The organism is Thermoplasmatales archaeon (assembly GCA_014361195.1).
GTDB lineage: Archaea > Thermoplasmatota > E2 > UBA202 > JdFR-43 > JACIWB01.
The window spans coordinates 20,698-36,901 of the sequence record JACIWA010000002.1 but is presented as its reverse complement, the minus strand read 5'-3'; the positions used below and the strand labels follow the sequence as shown (position 1 = coordinate 36,901).

21 protein-coding genes and 1 tRNA gene are annotated in these 16,204 nt (G+C 34.9%); 16 read left to right on the top strand and 6 right to left on the bottom strand.

Annotation, left to right across the window (positions count from 1 at the left end; translation table 11 throughout):
- Positions 1 to 5: 5 nt before the first annotated feature.
- Together H5T44_01600 and H5T44_01595 are read right to left on the bottom strand one after the other, a co-directional pair.
- On the bottom strand, positions 6 to 1,256 hold the full coding sequence (locus H5T44_01600) for an ORC1-type DNA replication protein (protein MBC7080934.1): 1,251 nt from the start codon (positions 1,254 to 1,256) through the stop codon (positions 6 to 8).
- 14 nt (positions 1,257 to 1,270) lie between these two features.
- On the bottom strand, positions 1,271 to 2,053 hold the full coding sequence (locus H5T44_01595; GenBank protein MBC7080933.1) for a ThiF family adenylyltransferase: 783 nt from the start codon (positions 2,051 to 2,053) through the stop codon (positions 1,271 to 1,273).
- A gap of 67 nt (positions 2,054 to 2,120) precedes the next feature.
- On the opposite strand from H5T44_01595, the gene H5T44_01590 reads away from it, so the two are divergent.
- The 3 genes from H5T44_01590 to H5T44_01580 are packed head-to-tail and all read left to right on the top strand — an operon-like array spanning position 2,121 to position 4,362.
- Positions 2,121 to 2,825: an orotidine 5'-phosphate decarboxylase gene (locus H5T44_01590; GenBank protein MBC7080932.1), complete on the top strand. Its 705-nt coding sequence runs from the start codon at positions 2,121 to 2,123 to the stop codon at positions 2,823 to 2,825.
- Complete coding sequence (locus H5T44_01585) at positions 2,818 to 3,477, top strand: hypothetical protein (protein ID MBC7080931.1); 660 nt, start codon at positions 2,818 to 2,820, stop codon at positions 3,475 to 3,477. The genes H5T44_01590 and H5T44_01585 overlap by 8 nt, the downstream gene beginning before the upstream one ends.
- Positions 3,478 to 3,510: 33 nt before the next feature.
- Positions 3,511 to 4,362, top strand: coding sequence for a transaldolase (locus tag H5T44_01580; protein ID MBC7080930.1), 852 nt, complete (start codon positions 3,511 to 3,513; stop codon positions 4,360 to 4,362).
- Here H5T44_01580 and H5T44_01575 read toward each other — a convergent pair.
- The 4 genes from H5T44_01575 to H5T44_01560 form a co-directional block, all read right to left on the bottom strand.
- Entirely contained in the window at positions 4,355 to 5,380 is a 1,026-nt protein-coding gene (locus H5T44_01575) for a saccharopine dehydrogenase NADP-binding domain-containing protein (GenBank protein ID MBC7080929.1), read from the bottom strand. The two genes, H5T44_01580 and H5T44_01575, sit on opposite strands and share 8 nt — an antisense overlap.
- Before the next feature lie 680 nt (positions 5,381 to 6,060).
- A complete protein-coding gene (locus H5T44_01570; protein ID MBC7080928.1) occupies positions 6,061 to 6,552 on the bottom strand; it encodes a hypothetical protein in 492 nt (163 codons plus the stop codon).
- A gap of 403 nt (positions 6,553 to 6,955) precedes the next feature.
- Positions 6,956 to 7,028 (bottom strand) — tRNA-Arg (locus tag H5T44_01565).
- Entirely contained in the window at positions 7,019 to 8,197 is a 1,179-nt protein-coding gene (locus tag H5T44_01560; protein MBC7080927.1) for a hypothetical protein, read from the bottom strand. Before H5T44_01560 ends, H5T44_01565 begins: the two co-directional genes overlap by 10 nt.
- Before the next feature lie 397 nt (positions 8,198 to 8,594).
- Here H5T44_01560 and H5T44_01555 point away from each other — a divergent pair, with 397 nt between their 5' ends.
- The 13 genes from H5T44_01555 to H5T44_01495 are packed head-to-tail and all read left to right on the top strand — an operon-like array spanning position 8,595 to position 16,203.
- Complete coding sequence (locus tag H5T44_01555; protein ID MBC7080926.1) at positions 8,595 to 9,008, top strand: hypothetical protein; 414 nt, start codon at positions 8,595 to 8,597, stop codon at positions 9,006 to 9,008.
- Positions 9,009 to 9,032: 24 nt separating this feature from the next.
- Positions 9,033 to 10,715, top strand: coding sequence for a PKD domain-containing protein (locus H5T44_01550; protein MBC7080925.1), 1,683 nt, complete (start codon positions 9,033 to 9,035; stop codon positions 10,713 to 10,715).
- A 36-nt stretch (positions 10,716 to 10,751) separates the two neighbouring features.
- Positions 10,752 to 11,252, top strand: a complete 501-nt coding sequence (locus H5T44_01545) for a Na+/H+ antiporter subunit E (protein ID MBC7080924.1) — start codon at positions 10,752 to 10,754, stop codon at positions 11,250 to 11,252.
- Entirely contained in the window at positions 11,249 to 11,506 is a 258-nt protein-coding gene (locus H5T44_01540; GenBank protein MBC7080923.1) for a cation:proton antiporter, read from the top strand. The genes H5T44_01545 and H5T44_01540 overlap by 4 nt, the downstream gene beginning before the upstream one ends.
- The gene (locus tag H5T44_01535; protein MBC7080922.1) at positions 11,503 to 11,859 is read left to right on the top strand and encodes a monovalent cation/H(+) antiporter subunit G; all 357 of its coding nucleotides are present in this window, start codon (positions 11,503 to 11,505) and stop codon (positions 11,857 to 11,859) included. The genes H5T44_01540 and H5T44_01535 overlap by 4 nt, the downstream gene beginning before the upstream one ends.
- Positions 11,852 to 12,100, top strand: a complete 249-nt coding sequence (locus tag H5T44_01530; GenBank protein ID MBC7080921.1) for a DUF4040 domain-containing protein — start codon at positions 11,852 to 11,854, stop codon at positions 12,098 to 12,100. Before H5T44_01535 ends, H5T44_01530 begins: the two co-directional genes overlap by 8 nt.
- Positions 12,097 to 12,579: a hypothetical protein gene (locus tag H5T44_01525; protein ID MBC7080920.1), complete on the top strand. Its 483-nt coding sequence runs from the start codon at positions 12,097 to 12,099 to the stop codon at positions 12,577 to 12,579. Before H5T44_01530 ends, H5T44_01525 begins: the two co-directional genes overlap by 4 nt.
- Positions 12,572 to 13,039, top strand: coding sequence for a sodium:proton antiporter (locus H5T44_01520; GenBank protein MBC7080919.1), 468 nt, complete (start codon positions 12,572 to 12,574; stop codon positions 13,037 to 13,039). Before H5T44_01525 ends, H5T44_01520 begins: the two co-directional genes overlap by 8 nt.
- The gene (locus H5T44_01515; protein MBC7080918.1) at positions 13,036 to 13,404 is read left to right on the top strand and encodes an NADH-quinone oxidoreductase subunit K; all 369 of its coding nucleotides are present in this window, start codon (positions 13,036 to 13,038) and stop codon (positions 13,402 to 13,404) included. The genes H5T44_01520 and H5T44_01515 overlap by 4 nt, the downstream gene beginning before the upstream one ends.
- Positions 13,401 to 14,945 carry an NADH:ubiquinone oxidoreductase gene (locus H5T44_01510; GenBank protein MBC7080917.1) on the top strand — a complete coding sequence of 515 codons (1,545 nt, stop codon included), beginning with the start codon at positions 13,401 to 13,403 and terminating at the stop codon, positions 14,943 to 14,945. The genes H5T44_01515 and H5T44_01510 overlap by 4 nt, the downstream gene beginning before the upstream one ends.
- Positions 14,946 to 15,272: a hydrogenase gene (locus tag H5T44_01505; GenBank protein MBC7080916.1), complete on the top strand. Its 327-nt coding sequence runs from the start codon at positions 14,946 to 14,948 to the stop codon at positions 15,270 to 15,272. It begins immediately after the preceding gene.
- Complete coding sequence (locus H5T44_01500) at positions 15,269 to 15,694, top strand: NADH-quinone oxidoreductase subunit B family protein (GenBank protein ID MBC7080915.1); 426 nt, start codon at positions 15,269 to 15,271, stop codon at positions 15,692 to 15,694. Before H5T44_01505 ends, H5T44_01500 begins: the two co-directional genes overlap by 4 nt.
- Positions 15,691 to 16,203: an NADH-quinone oxidoreductase subunit C gene (locus H5T44_01495; GenBank protein MBC7080914.1), complete on the top strand. Its 513-nt coding sequence runs from the start codon at positions 15,691 to 15,693 to the stop codon at positions 16,201 to 16,203. The genes H5T44_01500 and H5T44_01495 overlap by 4 nt, the downstream gene beginning before the upstream one ends.
- Position 16,204: the final 1 nt, after the last annotated feature.

Sequence of the window (16,204 nt, the reverse complement as noted above, 5' to 3'; positions counted from 1 at the left end):
CCCTTTCATTTTTTAATATTAAAACTTAATAAGTTTTGTAACTTTGGCTTATAAGATGTTAAATCTGGTAAATCACCGCTTTTTTCAATTGTCTCCTTTATTTTATCTGGAGAAAAAACCTCTATTTCCCTTGTCCTTCCATATCTCCCTTTAGAAATCACTCTCGCGGTTATTATTCCGAGCATATCAAGTTCAGATATTAAATCAGCAACCCTCCTTTGGGTTAAAGCACCCAAGCCCGACATTTTGCATAAATCTTTATATATTTCATATAAATCGCCAGTGGTCAAGTCATCATAAAATTCATTTCCTATTATCGCAGCCATGAGCACGATTTTTGATTGAACCGGCAATGTCCTTACAATTTCACTAACCCTGTCAAGCTCTATTTTATTTTCCGCAATTTTCACATGTCTTTCCGTAACCTTTTTCTCCCCTTCCCTTTCCGCAATTTCCGCAGCCACACGAAGCAGATCGAGAGCGCGCCTTGCGTCGCCGTGCTCCTGGGCGGCGAGCGCGGAGCAGAGGGGAATTACATTTTCTTCGAGAGCGCCTTCTTTAAGGGCTATTGTTGCTCTCTCTCTTAGTATATCCGCAAGCTCATCCGCAGTATATGGAGGGAAAACAATATTTTCCTGGCCGAGAGAGGATTTTATTCTCGGGTCGAGGAATTCAGTGAATTTCAAATCATTTGATACGCCAATTATTGATGCTTTTGCTTTTTTTAAGTCATAATTTATGCGGGATAGATTATATAAAACTTCATCATCTTTTACTTTATCTACTTCATCAAGCACTATTATTGTTACTCCTCCCGCCCTATCTATTGTTTCTACAAGTTTTGAATAAACTTCATCTGTTGGCCATCCAGTAAAAGGAACACGCTCTTCCCATTTCTTAATGAAATGATTTGAAATGTTTTGCAAAATCCTGTACTGGGTATCTACAATTTCACAATTTATGTAAACAAAACTTGTTGGAACTCCTAGCTCTTCTCCTTTCTTAACGATTTGCTTTCCCATAAATTTTGCAACCGCAGTTTTTCCAGTACCAGTTTTTCCATAAATAAAAACATTTGAAGGATTTTCTCCTCTTAAAGCTGGGGCAAGTATTTTTGCTAACTCCTCAATTTGTTTTTCTCTATGTGGCAAGATTTCTGGAATATAGGAATGAGATAAAACTTCCCTGTTCTTGAAAATGCTTTCTGAGCCCAGTAAGTTATGGAATACATCTTTCATTTTCTCCCCAAAAATCATCAATAAATGCAAATTCAATAAATAAATTTTTTGTGGCAATTGCATTTCTTGCTTATCGGAAGCTCAAAGATATCAAAAAAGTTTCTGGATCCATCATAATAAAAAATATTTCTTATGTAATTTTCCATGGAATGAGTAATTTTTAATGCTTCTTGAACTTGGAAAGATGCAATTATGCTTGCGGTATTTATATCAGATGCAATTTTTGGCTCAAAATACTTTATTCCATTCCCTGTGCAACTGAATCTTTTTTTCAATATCTCTTCATGTGTTGAATTTATATAGCATTCAAAACAGCTTGTATGAGGGGGAAAAACAACCTGAACTTTTCCTATTTGTCCATCTATTGCCCCATCTATATAAGGAATTTCATAAAGATAGCAAAATGAATTGATGTGGAGGCGAGCTTCAATGTTATCAACGCATCCAATAACCAAATCGTGAGATGGAATAAATTTCTCCTGCATTTCTTCTATTTTCTTATTAAAATATCTTATTTTAGCATCTTTCTCTATTCTATTTAATCTTTTTGCGAGAATTTCCGCTTTAAATTTCCCCCTATCTTTTTCATTGAAAAAAATACATCTGCTCAAATTTGAAATAACTATTTTATCCGCATCTACAATATCTATATTTTTATATCCTGACAATACTAAATTTTTGCAAACTTCATTGCCCAGAGCCCCCGCTCCAACAACAAGAACTTTTACAATCCTTACTTTTTCTATATCAAACCATTCATACAATTTAAGCCTGCTATATTTATCTTCATCAATGTTCCCTACTTTTATTTCCATATTAAAAATTAAATTTTTGGAAAAAAATTTTTCGGAAGAGATTATAAATGTGCTCATATTTATGTTTATGTTCGAAAAAAGGCATGGCGTGATAATTGCATGTGATGTCGAGGAGCTAAAAAAATTGAAAGAAGTCGTTGAAAAAACCCAGGGCATAGAGGGAATTGTTGGTTATAAAATAGGGGCAAATCTTGCCCTGAAATACGGGCTAAAAAATATAATGGAAGAAATAGATTTCCAGCTACCAGTTATTTATGATCATCAAAAGGCTGGCACAGATATTCCCCAGATAGCGGATAAATTCGCCAAAGCTTGCAAGGAGGCGGGCGTGAAGGGCGTGATCATATTCCCGCAGGCGGGCCCAAAAAGCGAGGAGGCTTTTATAGATGCAATATTCAGGAATGAAATGGTGCCAATGGTTGGAGGGGAGATGACCCATGAAAAATATTTGTATGAAAATGGCGGGTTTATAGTGGATAGCGCTCCTTCAAAAATATATGAAATTGCGGTGAGGAAGAAAGTAGAGTACTTTATCCTTCCAGGAAATAAGGAGGAGGCGATAAAAAAATACCATATGATCATAGCAAATATGATGAACGAGCCAAAATACTGCATGCCCGGCATAGGGAGGCAAGGAGGGGAGATAAAAAAAGCATTTCGCCTGCTTCTTGGCTATCCTTCATATGCAATTGTTGGTTCTTCAATATATGATAGCGATGATATAGAAAAATCCGCAAAATTATTTGCCAAGGAGGTGATAGAATTTGAATGAAAGAGAAATTTTCATAGAATTTTACAAAAGAGGACTTATAAAAACATGGAAAAGAGACAGGCCTGAAGGGTGGATTCTTTTATCTGGAATTTGGTCACCATTCTATATTCAGTTCAGAAATCTTCCTTCCCATCCTGATTTACTGAATTTTTCTGGAAAATTAATAGCGGAGAAAATAAAAGGAAAAGGGAATAAAATCCTGGGCATAGCAATGGCGGGCATACCTATAGCAACTTCTGTTAGCCTGCATTCAATGCTACCTATGTGCTATACAAGAAAAGATTCTGCAAGCTATGGAGAACATTCTTTGGTTGAGGGGGAAATAAAAGATGGAGATAATTTCATAGCGATTGACGATGTTGTAACAAAATTTGACAGCAAGTTAAATGCAATAAAACAGCTTGAAGAAGAGGCAAAGAAAAGAAATTGCAAAATTAAATGTGAGAATGTTGCGGTTATAATAGATAGGCAACAGGGAGCGGAGGAAACAGCAAATAAATATGGAGTAAAAATTCATTCGCTTATAAAATTCAAGGATAATATTGAATGGTTGAGGGAAGAGATGAGTGAGGAGGAATATGAATTAATATCAGATTATCTGGAAAATCCAGAAAAATATCAAACCGAGGAAAGGAAAAAACACTTGAAATAACAAAATATATATCTTTTTTATTTTTTCCAAATCATGAAAATATTTATTGATACCGCTGATATAGATGAAATAAAGGAGGCAAAAAAGTGGGGCATTGTTGATGGAGTAACTACAAATCCTACCCTAATTAAGATAGCTTTTGAAAAATTCAAAGATAAGATGGAGATGGAAGAATATATAAGGGAAATTTGCAGAATTGTGGATGGACCAGTGAGCTTGGAAGTAAAGGGATTTAAGGAAGATGAGATGGTGAAGGAGGCAAAGATTTTGGATAAAAAATTTAATGAAAAAGGTAATGTTGTGATAAAGATTCCAATTTCTACATCAAATGATGAGCCATTTGAAGGAATAAAAGCAATAAAGAGGCTTGAAGAAGAGGGAATAAGAACAAATGCGACGCTTGTTATGAGCCCGACCCAGGCCCTGCTGGTTGCGAGGGCGGGAGCAAGCTATGTCAGCCCGTTTGTTGGGAGAATTGATGATTATATAAGAGATAAGCTTGGAATAAAGTATGGGAAGTGGGATTATTATGATTACAATATGATTAAAAGGGTTGAAGAAAAGATGCTTGAAATGGAGGGGAATATACCTGAATTATATAAGAAGAAAGCTGGAGCATATTTTTCTGATAATGGATTGTACAGCGGTGTTGAAGTGATAAAAAGTATAGCAAATATATATAAGGCGTATAATTTTAAAACAAAAATAATTGCGGCCAGTATAAGAAATGCCCGCCAGGTTAGGGAAATAGCGGAAATAGGAATAGATATAGCAACAATTCCATTCAATGTTTTAAAGGAGATGATTTTCCATCAAAAAACTCAGGAAGGGGTTAAAAAATTTTTTGAGGATACTGTTGAGGAGTATAGAAGAATATTCATGTAATTTCCCAGATTATTCTTCTTTTCTTCAATTCCTTTAAAAATTTATTTCCATCTACCGCAAGCTCCGGCGGTTTAGCTCCTTTTTCTATTTCTCCATTAATGACCATCTTTGCAATTATCGATGTTGAAAAACCAGTTGTCCTTGCCATTGCGGAAAAATTTTCTTTTTCATCATAATAATCCAGAAGCTCCGCAGAATTGTTTTCAGTATATATTCTAGCGAGAACAACATCCTTTTCATCTTTGGAAAGGGTTTTCTCAAGAATTTTTTCTGTAAATTTTCTTGCGGATTTTTCAAAAAAACCTAATTCCTTCAAAACCCTGATTTTTTCTGCATGCCCTCTATATCTTATTGTTTTATAATCTAAATCCCTTACGCCTTTCATTGTTTCAAGCAAAGTTGATGTGCCTCCATGGGTATAAAATGCCTCTAAATTTTTAAATCCTCTAAAATGAATTTTTTCTACTCCACTAAGAGATTTAACTCTGCAAACTTTCCCATCTCTTATTATTATTGAATCCTCTATATATTCATTTAAGAGCCCATGAACCGAGAAAAATAGGGAATATTTTAGAGCTCCTCTTGGTTTTTGAGGCAAGCCACCAACCCTAATATGCACCTCTTTTGAATTATTCCATATATGATAAGCAATTATATTTGTCATTCCTGGAGCAAGCCCGCAGTCAGGTATTATACTTATTCCCTCTTTTTTAGCTTTATCATCAAGCATTAACTCCTTTTTTACGATTTCACTATTTCCTCCTAAATCAAGAAAATCTGTCTTTGTTTTTATTGCAATTTTTGCAATTTTGTAATTGAAATCATAAGGAAGAGCACTTATTGCAATATCTTCCTTCTTCATTTCCCTTTCCAAATCTTCCTCATTTCTCACATTCATTTTAAAAAAATTCTTTATATTCGCTTCCCTTATATCGCATATCCTGACATCTATACCTTGCTTCATTAGATCATATGCAATTGCCCTTCCCATCTTCCCCGCACCAAGAACAAGAGCCATATTATGTAATGAGGAGAATGTTTTAATTTTATTGGTGAAGCAAATGTTTTTATCTCTTAAATATAATGAGGAAAACATCTTTTAGACTTTCGCTGAGAGAAAGAAAAATTCTTTTTTATGCAATGATTGTTTGTATAGGTTTAATCGTCTTCCTTATCGTCTGCTTGATAAACAATATCTTAGAAAATCTTTTGCCGGTGTTTATAGTAATTATATCTCCAATAGTTGAAGAAAGCTTAAAAATGATTGGCTACTGGTCAATTTTTATAATTGATTTTAATAAAATTTTCAGGTTAAGATATCTAAGAGAAATGCCTTATATCCAGAATAATTTGCAATTTTCTTTTCTTATCATAGTTGGAGGTTTTTATTTTATTAAATGCTTTAATCCACATCACCTATTCTATTTACCCCATTTTACTATGTAACCAGTAGCAATTTTCCTTCATTCACTTCACAATTTTTTTATAATCTATCTCTGGGATAATAAACTCGTTACTTTCTCAATGGTTACAGTCTTTTTAATTCCGATAATATTTAGGGAAAATTTGCTTGTTTTCGTCAAAAAATTAAAACAAAATCATCTCTATCTTTTGTTTCTGATGATATATTTATATATCTTTATATGCTGTCTAATAGCATTTCGCTGAATAAAAAAAACTCCATATTTAAGGTAAAAATTACTTTTGAGATTCTTTAATAAAATATTCTTTAAATATCGACCAAAAAATTCCAAAAAATCCTATGATTGTCAAGATCGACAGTAAAATAGATACAATAATTATCGTAAGGAGTAAAGACTGGTTTTTTGTTACTAAAACCGGTGAAAAAGGGAGACATACAACTGAAATAAAGAGTATTACCACAATGTAGGGTACAGAAGGTAAAAAATATTCTACCAGCTTCTCTCGAGTTTCCTCTCGTACGATAGTTTCTCCTTCTCTTAATAAAAATATACTAAATGCTCCTAGTAACACTGAAAAACCCTGAAATACTGCACCAAAAAACCAGAATGCAACATTTTCATCCAAATTAAGGAACGTGTAGAGATGAAAGGAATCCACAATGATATATATCACTACTGAAGCTGCCGAAACAGATGCAAATTTTAAATCCATATATTTTTTAAAAAGGCGATAAGAAGCTAAAGCCATTATTAAACCCAATATCATAAAAATCACTATAAGTATTTTATAGTACCATACAATAAACGGGAAAGAAATATAAATTAAAAGAATGTAGATCCATATCAGAGCCATTGTAAGAGCCTCTATACGCTTTAACTCGCCCTTTACATACAAAATTGATGCTATGAAAAAATAATAGGCCTATTAGGAGGAATAAAACACCACTATGCGGCCTTTTGGAGATAATAAAATGATACCAAATAAGGAGATATTATGAAGAAAAGATTTTTCTCTCCTTTTTTCTTCCGCATCTTTCTCTTTTTCACCTGTTTTTGGCATCCACTTATAAAACTTTAAGTTTAATGAAAATCTAAATTTATGGGAAAAAAATTTGCTTTTAAAGCACCGTGAATTTAATAAAATGGAAAGCAAAAATCCATCTCTTCTACGGGCCTGAAGGGATTTGAACCCTTGATCTGCAGCTCCGAAGGCTGCCGCCTTTTCCGCTAGGCTACAGGCCCGAATACTTAAATATCCAGGCTTTATAATCCTTGCCAGCGCTTACTCCAACCGCACCCGCATTTATTTCATTCATTCCATCATTATCAAAATCCCCTACACATGTTACCGCAAGCAGACCATAGGTATCGTTTATTAAATATTCCTCCTCATATTTATTTCCATTCCATTGCAAAATATGAACTTTATCTGTTCCTACACAAACTTCTGGCATCTCATCTTTATCAACATTTCCAACATCTATTGCCTCTATTGTGTCTTCTTCACCCTGCCAAAAAGCATCAAATATTTTTTCATATGCAACCCCATTCCATTTATAAATGCAAAGACGAGGGGTATAGAAAGTTACATGTATTTCATTTATTCCATCCAAATTGCTGTCCTTTGCAACACATCCAAAAACTTGATACTGGAACTTTTCTATTGTATGAGATACAAACTTTTCCCCATCCCATTTAAGCACAACTAGCTCGCGACCATGGCCAACAATAACTTCATTTTTCCCGTCATTATCTACGTCCGCAATCCATGGGAAATATATTGCTTCATTTCCCCATTTTGTTTCTTCAACAAATTTATTCCCATCCCATCTTATAGCAACAAGCGAAGGAGCATTATTGAATCCTCCTGTAACTATAACTTCATTTATTCCATCATTGTCATAATCTCCCACTATGCAATCAAGAGTTGTTCCCCATCTCTGTCCTTCATAAACAACATACATTCCTTCTTTTTTATATTTAAATCCATTCCACTTGAAAAATGAGAAGTGGCGACCCCATGCAACTCCTATTTCATTTTTTCCGTCATTGTCTATATCCTCTATACAAAATCCAGTTGCTGAGCCAAATGGCTGAGGAATGCCAAATAAGGTGTAGCCAATCCCAAAAACAGGGTCAATAATTCTCGCCTGCTCATAATATGTGCCCCTTCTCTCATCCCACTTCATAACTCTCATGAAAGGATCTCTTCCCCCTATAAGCAACTCATTTTTCCCATCATTATCCGCATCCCCAACAGGCTGGGGCCCCTCATAGCGGGCGGACCACCACCATATGCTACCGTAGCTTTTTTCCCATTGAATAACAAATTTTCCGTCACCGCTAAAAATTCCTCCGTAAACATTTCCAAAAATTAATATTCCAAATAAAATCAGGGCGATTTTTTTCATGCGTAGAATATACCAATTAGTTTAAAAATTTTATGTAAATTTGATTCTTCATACATTCTCTGATATTTATAACTCTTTTTCATTTTAAAAAAAATAAATGTCCCTGTTGAGATGTGAGGCTGTTGGAAATGCGAGCAAAAATATTCCTATTCATTGGAAAAAATTACAGAAATGCTTTTATGGTTGAGAAAATGAAAATAATTAATTCCTTTGGTTTCTTCAATTTTTTACTCAGCAAATATTTTCCATATTATTGAGAAATAATCTGGAAGGAGAGATGAAGGCAGGGCTCATAATTAACTATGTTCTTGCTAAAGAGCTATATAAGGGTAAGGAGTTTTTCCTGGAAGGACAATTAGTGTAAAATCCAACAAACCTAGCTAATGCGTTGGGAGATTTGATAGATGCGATATACTTCATCCAAATAGAGAAACAATTTTATATAATAATTTACTATTATGAAGCAAAGAGGGAAAATGTGAAAAGATTAACAGCGGCTTTGGCGGTGGGAATGCTGGTTTTTAGTGGAGTATATGCATTTGCTATGCCATCAGAAAAAACAAGCATAGAAAGGATAAAAGTAGAGTTCTCTGAGTCACAGATAAGAGAAGAAAACGATTACATAAGTATAGATTTTGGCGAGACAAACACCTATTTGATGTCTCAAGGTAAGCCAATCTTACCAATGTATACGAGAAAATTTGTCTATCCTTTTAAAACAGAAATAAAACCAACACCAGGTGCAAACGTTGCAGGGAAATTAGTAACAAAAAATACGGAGCTGTTGAGTAAAATTTATCCAGACAAATGATTTAGTTACTCTGTTCACACCGGCTTGAATGGAAATGAAAGAGCGGTATTTTTAAGCATAGATGTATATCCGGCGAGGTACCGAAAGGAAGATAAGATTGTTGAATGGTGCAGTGAGATAGAGATAAATATAAACTATAATTTACTTATTAATTTAGAAACAGATGACATTTACAATTTTGTAATTATATGCGAAGATGCTTTTGCAAATAGCTTACAAAATTTTGTTAATCATAAAAGCAGAATTTCTACAAAAGTTTTAAAATTAAATGATATATCAAGCGGAAGATATTTTAACAGACAAGGAAGAGATAGTGCGGAACAGATAAAGTACTTCATTAAAAATGCCGTTGAGAACTGGAATACTTATAGTGTTTTACTTGTTGGTTCAAATGTGCCATCGAGAGAAGTTCATGTTAGATATGAAAATGATAATGAGATATTTGTATCAGATCTTTACTATGCTGATATCTATAGCGGGGACGGTACTTTCTCTAGCTGGGATACAAATAAAAACAATGTTTTTGCAGAGATAAATTGGGGTCCAACAGATGATGAACTGGATTTGTACCCCGATGTCCATCTAGCCAGAATACCTTGTATTGATAGCAATGAACTTGCAACAATTGTCAATAAAATAATCAACTATGAAAACAGCAACGCATACTCACAAGAGTGGTTTAAACATCTGATAGCAGTAGGTGGTGACAGTTTTACTGGAAATGATGTGCTAGAGGGAGAATATGCGAATAAATATGTTATTAATTTAATGAGTGATTTTACATCAACTAAAGTATGGGTATCTGAGGATAACCTAGCTACGAAAGGGCCATTAAATAATGCTATAAATTCTGGTGCGGGATTTATTCATTTTTCTGGACACGGAAATACAAATATATGGGCAACTCATCCTTACAATGATGAAGAAACATGGCTTCCAAAACCAACAGGAGGGTATTTAAGCTTTGATATAGAATTGCTAAGAAATGGAGAAAAGCTCCCTATAGTTATAACCGGCGCATGTAGTATTAGCAAGTTCAACAAAGATAAGAGTTGTTTTTCCTATGCATGGCTTAAAAATCCAAATGGTGGGGGTATAGCATCTTTTGGGGCAACTGGCTTGGGCTGGAGCTATGTTGGTAAAGATGTTACAAAAGGCCTTAATGAAGGTATAGTAATTGAGACTTTTAAAGCTTATAAAAACGGCGCCACATCTTTAGGTGAAATGTGGACTAGGCCAATCAATAGTTACATACAAACCTATAGAATGAAACAAGTTTTGGATTATAAAACAGTTCTTGAATGGGAATGCTTTGGGGATCCTACTTTAATTTTAAGAGTACCTTCTCTGCCACCAAATAAACCCGATAGACCAATTGGAGAAACAAGTGTAAAGATAAAAAAAGAATACACTTATCAAACTTCAACTACAGATCCAGATGGAGATAAAATCTACTACATATTTGATTGGGGAGATGGAGCAATTACTCAAGTTGGTCCATTTGAAAGTGGGGCAACAGCCACCGCAATCCATACATGGGAGAGATCAGGAAATTACATTGTAAGGGTTAGAGCAAAAGATGAGCACGGTGCTGTTAGCGAGTGGTCAGATTCACTCCCTGTTAGAATGCAGATGAGTAAAACCCTTAAATTACTTTCAAGAATTTTAAAATTTTTCCAAGATTCTTTAATCAAAATTCATTTTTAAGAAATTTTTAAATATACAATTCATATATCCCTTTTGATGCGGGCGTTCATAGCAACCTCCATATTTACCTTTATAATTTGGCTTTTGCTCACATATAGTGGCTCAATTTGGGGGATTGATGAGATAATAGCGGGCGTAATTTTTTCATTGATATGTGGTTTTATAGCAAGAAAAATTTTTGTAAAAGAATTTAAGCTTGCGAACCCAAAAAGATGGGCATTTATTATCGCCTATTTGCCTCGCTTTTTCTATGAAATGGCAAAGGCAAACCTTGATGTTGCATATCGTGTTATAACAGGAAAAATAAATCCTGGAATAGTAAAAATATCTCCGAAACTAAAAAGTGATTTATCAATAACAATATTGGCAAACTCAATCACCCTAACGCCTGGCACATTAAGCGTTGACATTGATGATGAAAAAAATCTTTATGTACATTGGATAAATGTTGATGAAAAAGTTTTAGAAAAAATGCCTCGTGATTATAAACCAATTTGCTCAAATTTCCCTGAATGGGCAAGGAGGATAGGAGAATGAATGTGTTCATGCTTTCTCTCGTGATGCTATTCGTATCGATTGCAATAGCGATGATAAGAGTTTTACTCGGCCCAACAATCCCAGATAGAGTAGTAGGACTTGATACAATAAATACTCTTGTAATATCTGGCATGATTTTATTTGGGGTGGCAAATGAAGATGTAATATATATTGATGTTGCAATAGTTTATGCATTGCTTTCCTATATCACAACCCTATTCATAGCAAAATATCTTGAAGGAGGAAAAATATGATATGGGAAATAATATATGTATTCCTTGCAATAGGAATAATATTTAATTTACTTGCATCTATTGGATTAATTCGTTTCCCAGATGTATATACTCGTCTTCATGCAGGGACAAAATGCACAACTTTTGGAAGCATATTCATTTGCCTGGCATCAATTGTCTATGGTTTATGGAAATGGTATATTGGCTATGCAAGCATGATCATAATATCAATACATTCCTTCTTTGCTTTAATAGCAATACTTCTTACAAATCCAACAGGAGCACATGCAATAGCAAGAGCTGCTCATAAAAGCGGGGTAAAGCCAAAAAAAGCGATTGTTGATGATCTGGAGGGGAAAAATGAGCATGTTTGAAATAATTATAATTCTTCTTTCAATTTCAACTATCTCATCAGCAATAATAGCAATATGGTTTAAAGATCTGCTTGCAAGCGTAATTTCTCTCGCGGTTATGAGCCTATTGCTATCCCTATATTTTTACATTCTTCATGCTCCAGATGTTGCAATAGCAGAAGCGGGTGTTGGAGCCTGCCTTACTACCGCTTTAATGATAATGGCGATAAAAGCGACAAAGAGAATGGAGGATGAAAAATGAGGAAAGTAGCAATTGTTGCTTTTGTAATATTTATTTTATTCCTCTTTTTTTCAGCATATGAAATGAGAGACTTTGGAAAGCCACAGAACACGGAGATGGATGACAGGATAATTGGGAAAGCATCTGAAATTAAGATAGAAAGGAACAATGGAGAACTAATTTTTTCAGTGGATAATGAAGAAAAAATTTTGCAGGAAGGGATAAATAATATTTCGATAGCTTATTTCAAATTTTACTTTGATGAAGGAAGAATAAAAATAATTTTAAATAATGAAACAGTTGATGAAATAGGTGAAGATGAGCTTCCCTATAAAAAAATTTTTTGGGTTTATGGTGCGGTAAAGGAAACTGGAGCAGATAATGCGGTTACAAGCGTTGTTTTTGATTATAGGGGGTATGACACTCTTGGGGAGGCTACAATACTTTTTTCCGCAATTGCAGGGGTTTTAACTCTTTTCAGGAGGGAAAAAAATGAATAAAGGAGAAATGTCCGTTATTGTAAAAACCATTGCTGGCTTCCTGTTTCCAATAGCAATGATATTTTCCTTTTATGTAATAATGCATGGCCACCTCACGCCGGGCGGGGGCTTTCAAGGAGGGGCAGTAGGAGCATCAGCTATTGCGCTTCTTATCGTTGCATTTGGAATTAGATATGTTGAGAAAAAGAGTGACGAGGAAAAAATATCTCTTTTTGAGAGCATAGGGGGAATCATTTTTGTTCTGGTTAGCTTAATCGGAATTTTCCTTTCAGCAACATTTTTGACGAATTTTCTTGTTGGTGAGGAAATTTTTGGAAAAATACCTTCATGGGGTGAGGCTCCTTTAAACAGCGGGGGAATTCTTCCTATTTTGAATATAGCGGTTGGAATGAAGGTCATAGGAGGATTATCTTCTGTCTTAATCATAATTGCCCTCGCAGTAAAGGAGGTGGAAGAGTGATATACAATATTCCATTTCTCACAGTGGTTGCACTGATTGCAATAGGAATGTATGCGGTTGTTTTCAGAAGAAATCTTATGAAAATTGCAATAGGGATAACAATAATTGAGAGCGGGGTTAACCTATTTTTAATAACTCTCGGATATAGAGAAGGAGGAATTGCTCCCATCTTTACAAATTTGCCCCCTGATATAACTCCCGCAGATATACCAGAAAAAATGGTTATGCCAGTTCCTCAAGCATTAACTCTAACAAGCATTGTTATAGGAGTAGCAGTTCTTGCTCTTATTTTAGCATTCATAATTAAGATATATAAGGAGTATGGAACATTAGATGCAAAAGAAGTAAGGAGGTTGAGAGAATGAACTGGCTTATAACCCATTCACCCGCCTTGCTTATACTTCTTCCCTTGCTATCCGCTTTTTTAATGCCTCTGATAGACAAAATAAGTAAAAAAGCAAGAAATTTTTTTGCAGTCATTATTTTTATAATTGTAGAGATTTTAGTCATAATACTCGCCTTAGATATTTTAAAAAATGGAATGCATGTATATGCTATAGGGGAAAGAAATCCACTCCAAACCATTCCAACCCAGGCGGTGGTGCCAATAAGAATAGTATTGCAGATAGATGCAATGGGTATATTTATGGGGATAATAAGTGCAACTGTTTGCCTTTCCGCGTGTATTTATTCGCTTGCATATATAGAAGAAGGAAGGGGAAAGGGAAAATTCTACACCCTTCTTTTACTAATTTTGGTTGGAATGCTTGGCATGGAATTTACTGGAGACATTTTTAACCTGTTTGTTTTCTATGAAATTCTTTCAATAGCATCCGCCGCTCTTATTGTATATAGCAGGAAGGGAGAGGCAAGTGAAGGAGCATTTAAGTTTCTGGTTATATCAAGTATATCCGCTTTATTCATCCTCTTCTCGGTTGCTCTATTTTATGGAGAATATGATTTATTGAATATAGCGTATCTTGCCAAAAATATCAAATATACTCATATTGATAAAATAGCTCTTGCATTGCTTGTTTCCGCATTTGCAATGAAATGTGGTTCAGTTCCAATGCATTTCTGGTGCCCTGATGCTTATTCTGTTGCTCCTTCATCTATAACCGCCACACTTGTTGCGGGTAGCCAAGCTAGCTTATATGCATTGTTCAGAGTTTGCTTCACTCTTTATGGCCTTAAATTGGATTCACAACTGATAGGAGGGATATTGATTATCTTTGGATTACTATCAATGTTTGTTGGTGTAACAATGGCAATTCCTCAAAAAGATATAAAAAGACTTATGGCCTACCACGCAATAAGTCAAACCGGCTATATGCTTCTTGGGGTTGGAGCAGGCTTTTATTTGCTCGGGAAACCAGAATTTGAAATATATGGAATAAAGGCTATGGAAGGAGGAATATTCCATATAATAAATCACGCAATGTACAAAGGGTTGCTATTCTTAACCGCTGGAGCAATATTTTATCGCCTCAAAACAAGAAATTTGAATGAAATGGGGGGACTCGCCCATACAATGAAATATACATCTGTATTCTTCATAATAGGAGCTCTTGCAATAGCTGGCATACCTCCATTTAATGGATTTGCATCAAAACTAATAATATATGAATCAGTTTATAAAATAAGTCCTATACTATCAATAATAGCAATGCTTGTTTCAATTTTAACTCTCGCTTCTTTCGTAAAAGTATTTTACTCTGCCTTTATGGGGCCAAAGATACACGATGTTAGAGAAGTGCCAAAAAGCATGCTTATTGGAATGGGTGTTCTTACTTTTGTTATAATTTTCTTTGGACTATTTCCGCAGTATATTGTTAATAACTTAGTTAATCCAGCGGTTATGGCTCTTGCAAAACAAGCGGGTTACTTAAGCGCTATAGGTGGTTAAATGTATGAGATAGTATGGGAACCGATAATATGGATAATATCCTTCGTGATAATAACAATAACTGTTTATATAATAAGAGCTATTGGAAGAGTTGATTACAGAGGAGGAGAGGAAGAAAAACCATTTTTATCAGGAATGGAAGCACCAAAAGAAAAAATGCATATAAGCGCGAGTAATGTTTATTGGGGTTTCATCGATGCTCTCAAAGGTTATTATAACTCTATGAAAAAAATACACAGTGGAGTAATAAACGACTATGTCTCTTGGTTTATGCTTATAACCGCAATAATTTTTATCTCATTATTTTTATATGGGGTGATAAAATGATTTCAAAATCTTTCAAGCGTGCTTTGTGGGTTTTCCATGTAAATAGTGGCTCCTGCAACGGCTGTGACATTGAAATTATAGCGGCCCTTACCCCGCGCTATGACGTCGAGAGATTTGGGATAAAACTCGTCGCTTCCCCACGCCATGCTGACGTAATTGCTTTCACTGGTCCGGTTACAAATGAAATGGTGGCGAAAGTGAAGAGAATATATGAGCAAGTTCCTGATCCAAAAGTTATTTTGGTTGTTGGTTCTTGTGGAATAAGCGGAGGGGTTTTTCACGAATCATATCATCTTGCAGGACCAATAGAAAAAATAATACCTGAGGCAAAATGCTTTTATGTACCAGGTTGCCCTCCACGCCCTGAGGCAATAATTCAAGGGGTTGTGAAAGCATGGGAATATCTGGAGGGGTTGGAATGATTGCGGAGGAGATAATTCAAAAATTTAAGGAAAATGGATATGAAACAATAATAAAGGAAAAGGAGGCGGGAGTAAAAAAGAAGGCTAAAAAAGTTAGTATATGGGTAAATGTTGATAGGGAGAAGATTAGGGAAGCAATAGAGTTAATGATAAATTTCTCCGCTGATTTTCCACATTTCAGTATTATATCTGCAAGCGATTTAGGCAAAGATATAGAGCTCAACTATCATTTTACTGTTGATTATGGAAAGGAGCTTGAGGAGAAGATAGTTTCTCTTAAAGTTATTTTGCCAAAAGATGATTTGCGCATTAAATCAATAACAACTCTTATTCCTTCCGCTATATTTTCAGAAAGAGAAATAAAGGAAATGGTTGGTGTTGAAATAGAAGAGATACCTGATGAAAGGCACATGTTCCTTACAGAAGATTTTCCACCTGGGATATATCCATGGAGAAGAGATGAAACTTCACCAAAAGAAACAAATAAGCTATATGAAAATTGGAGGTGAA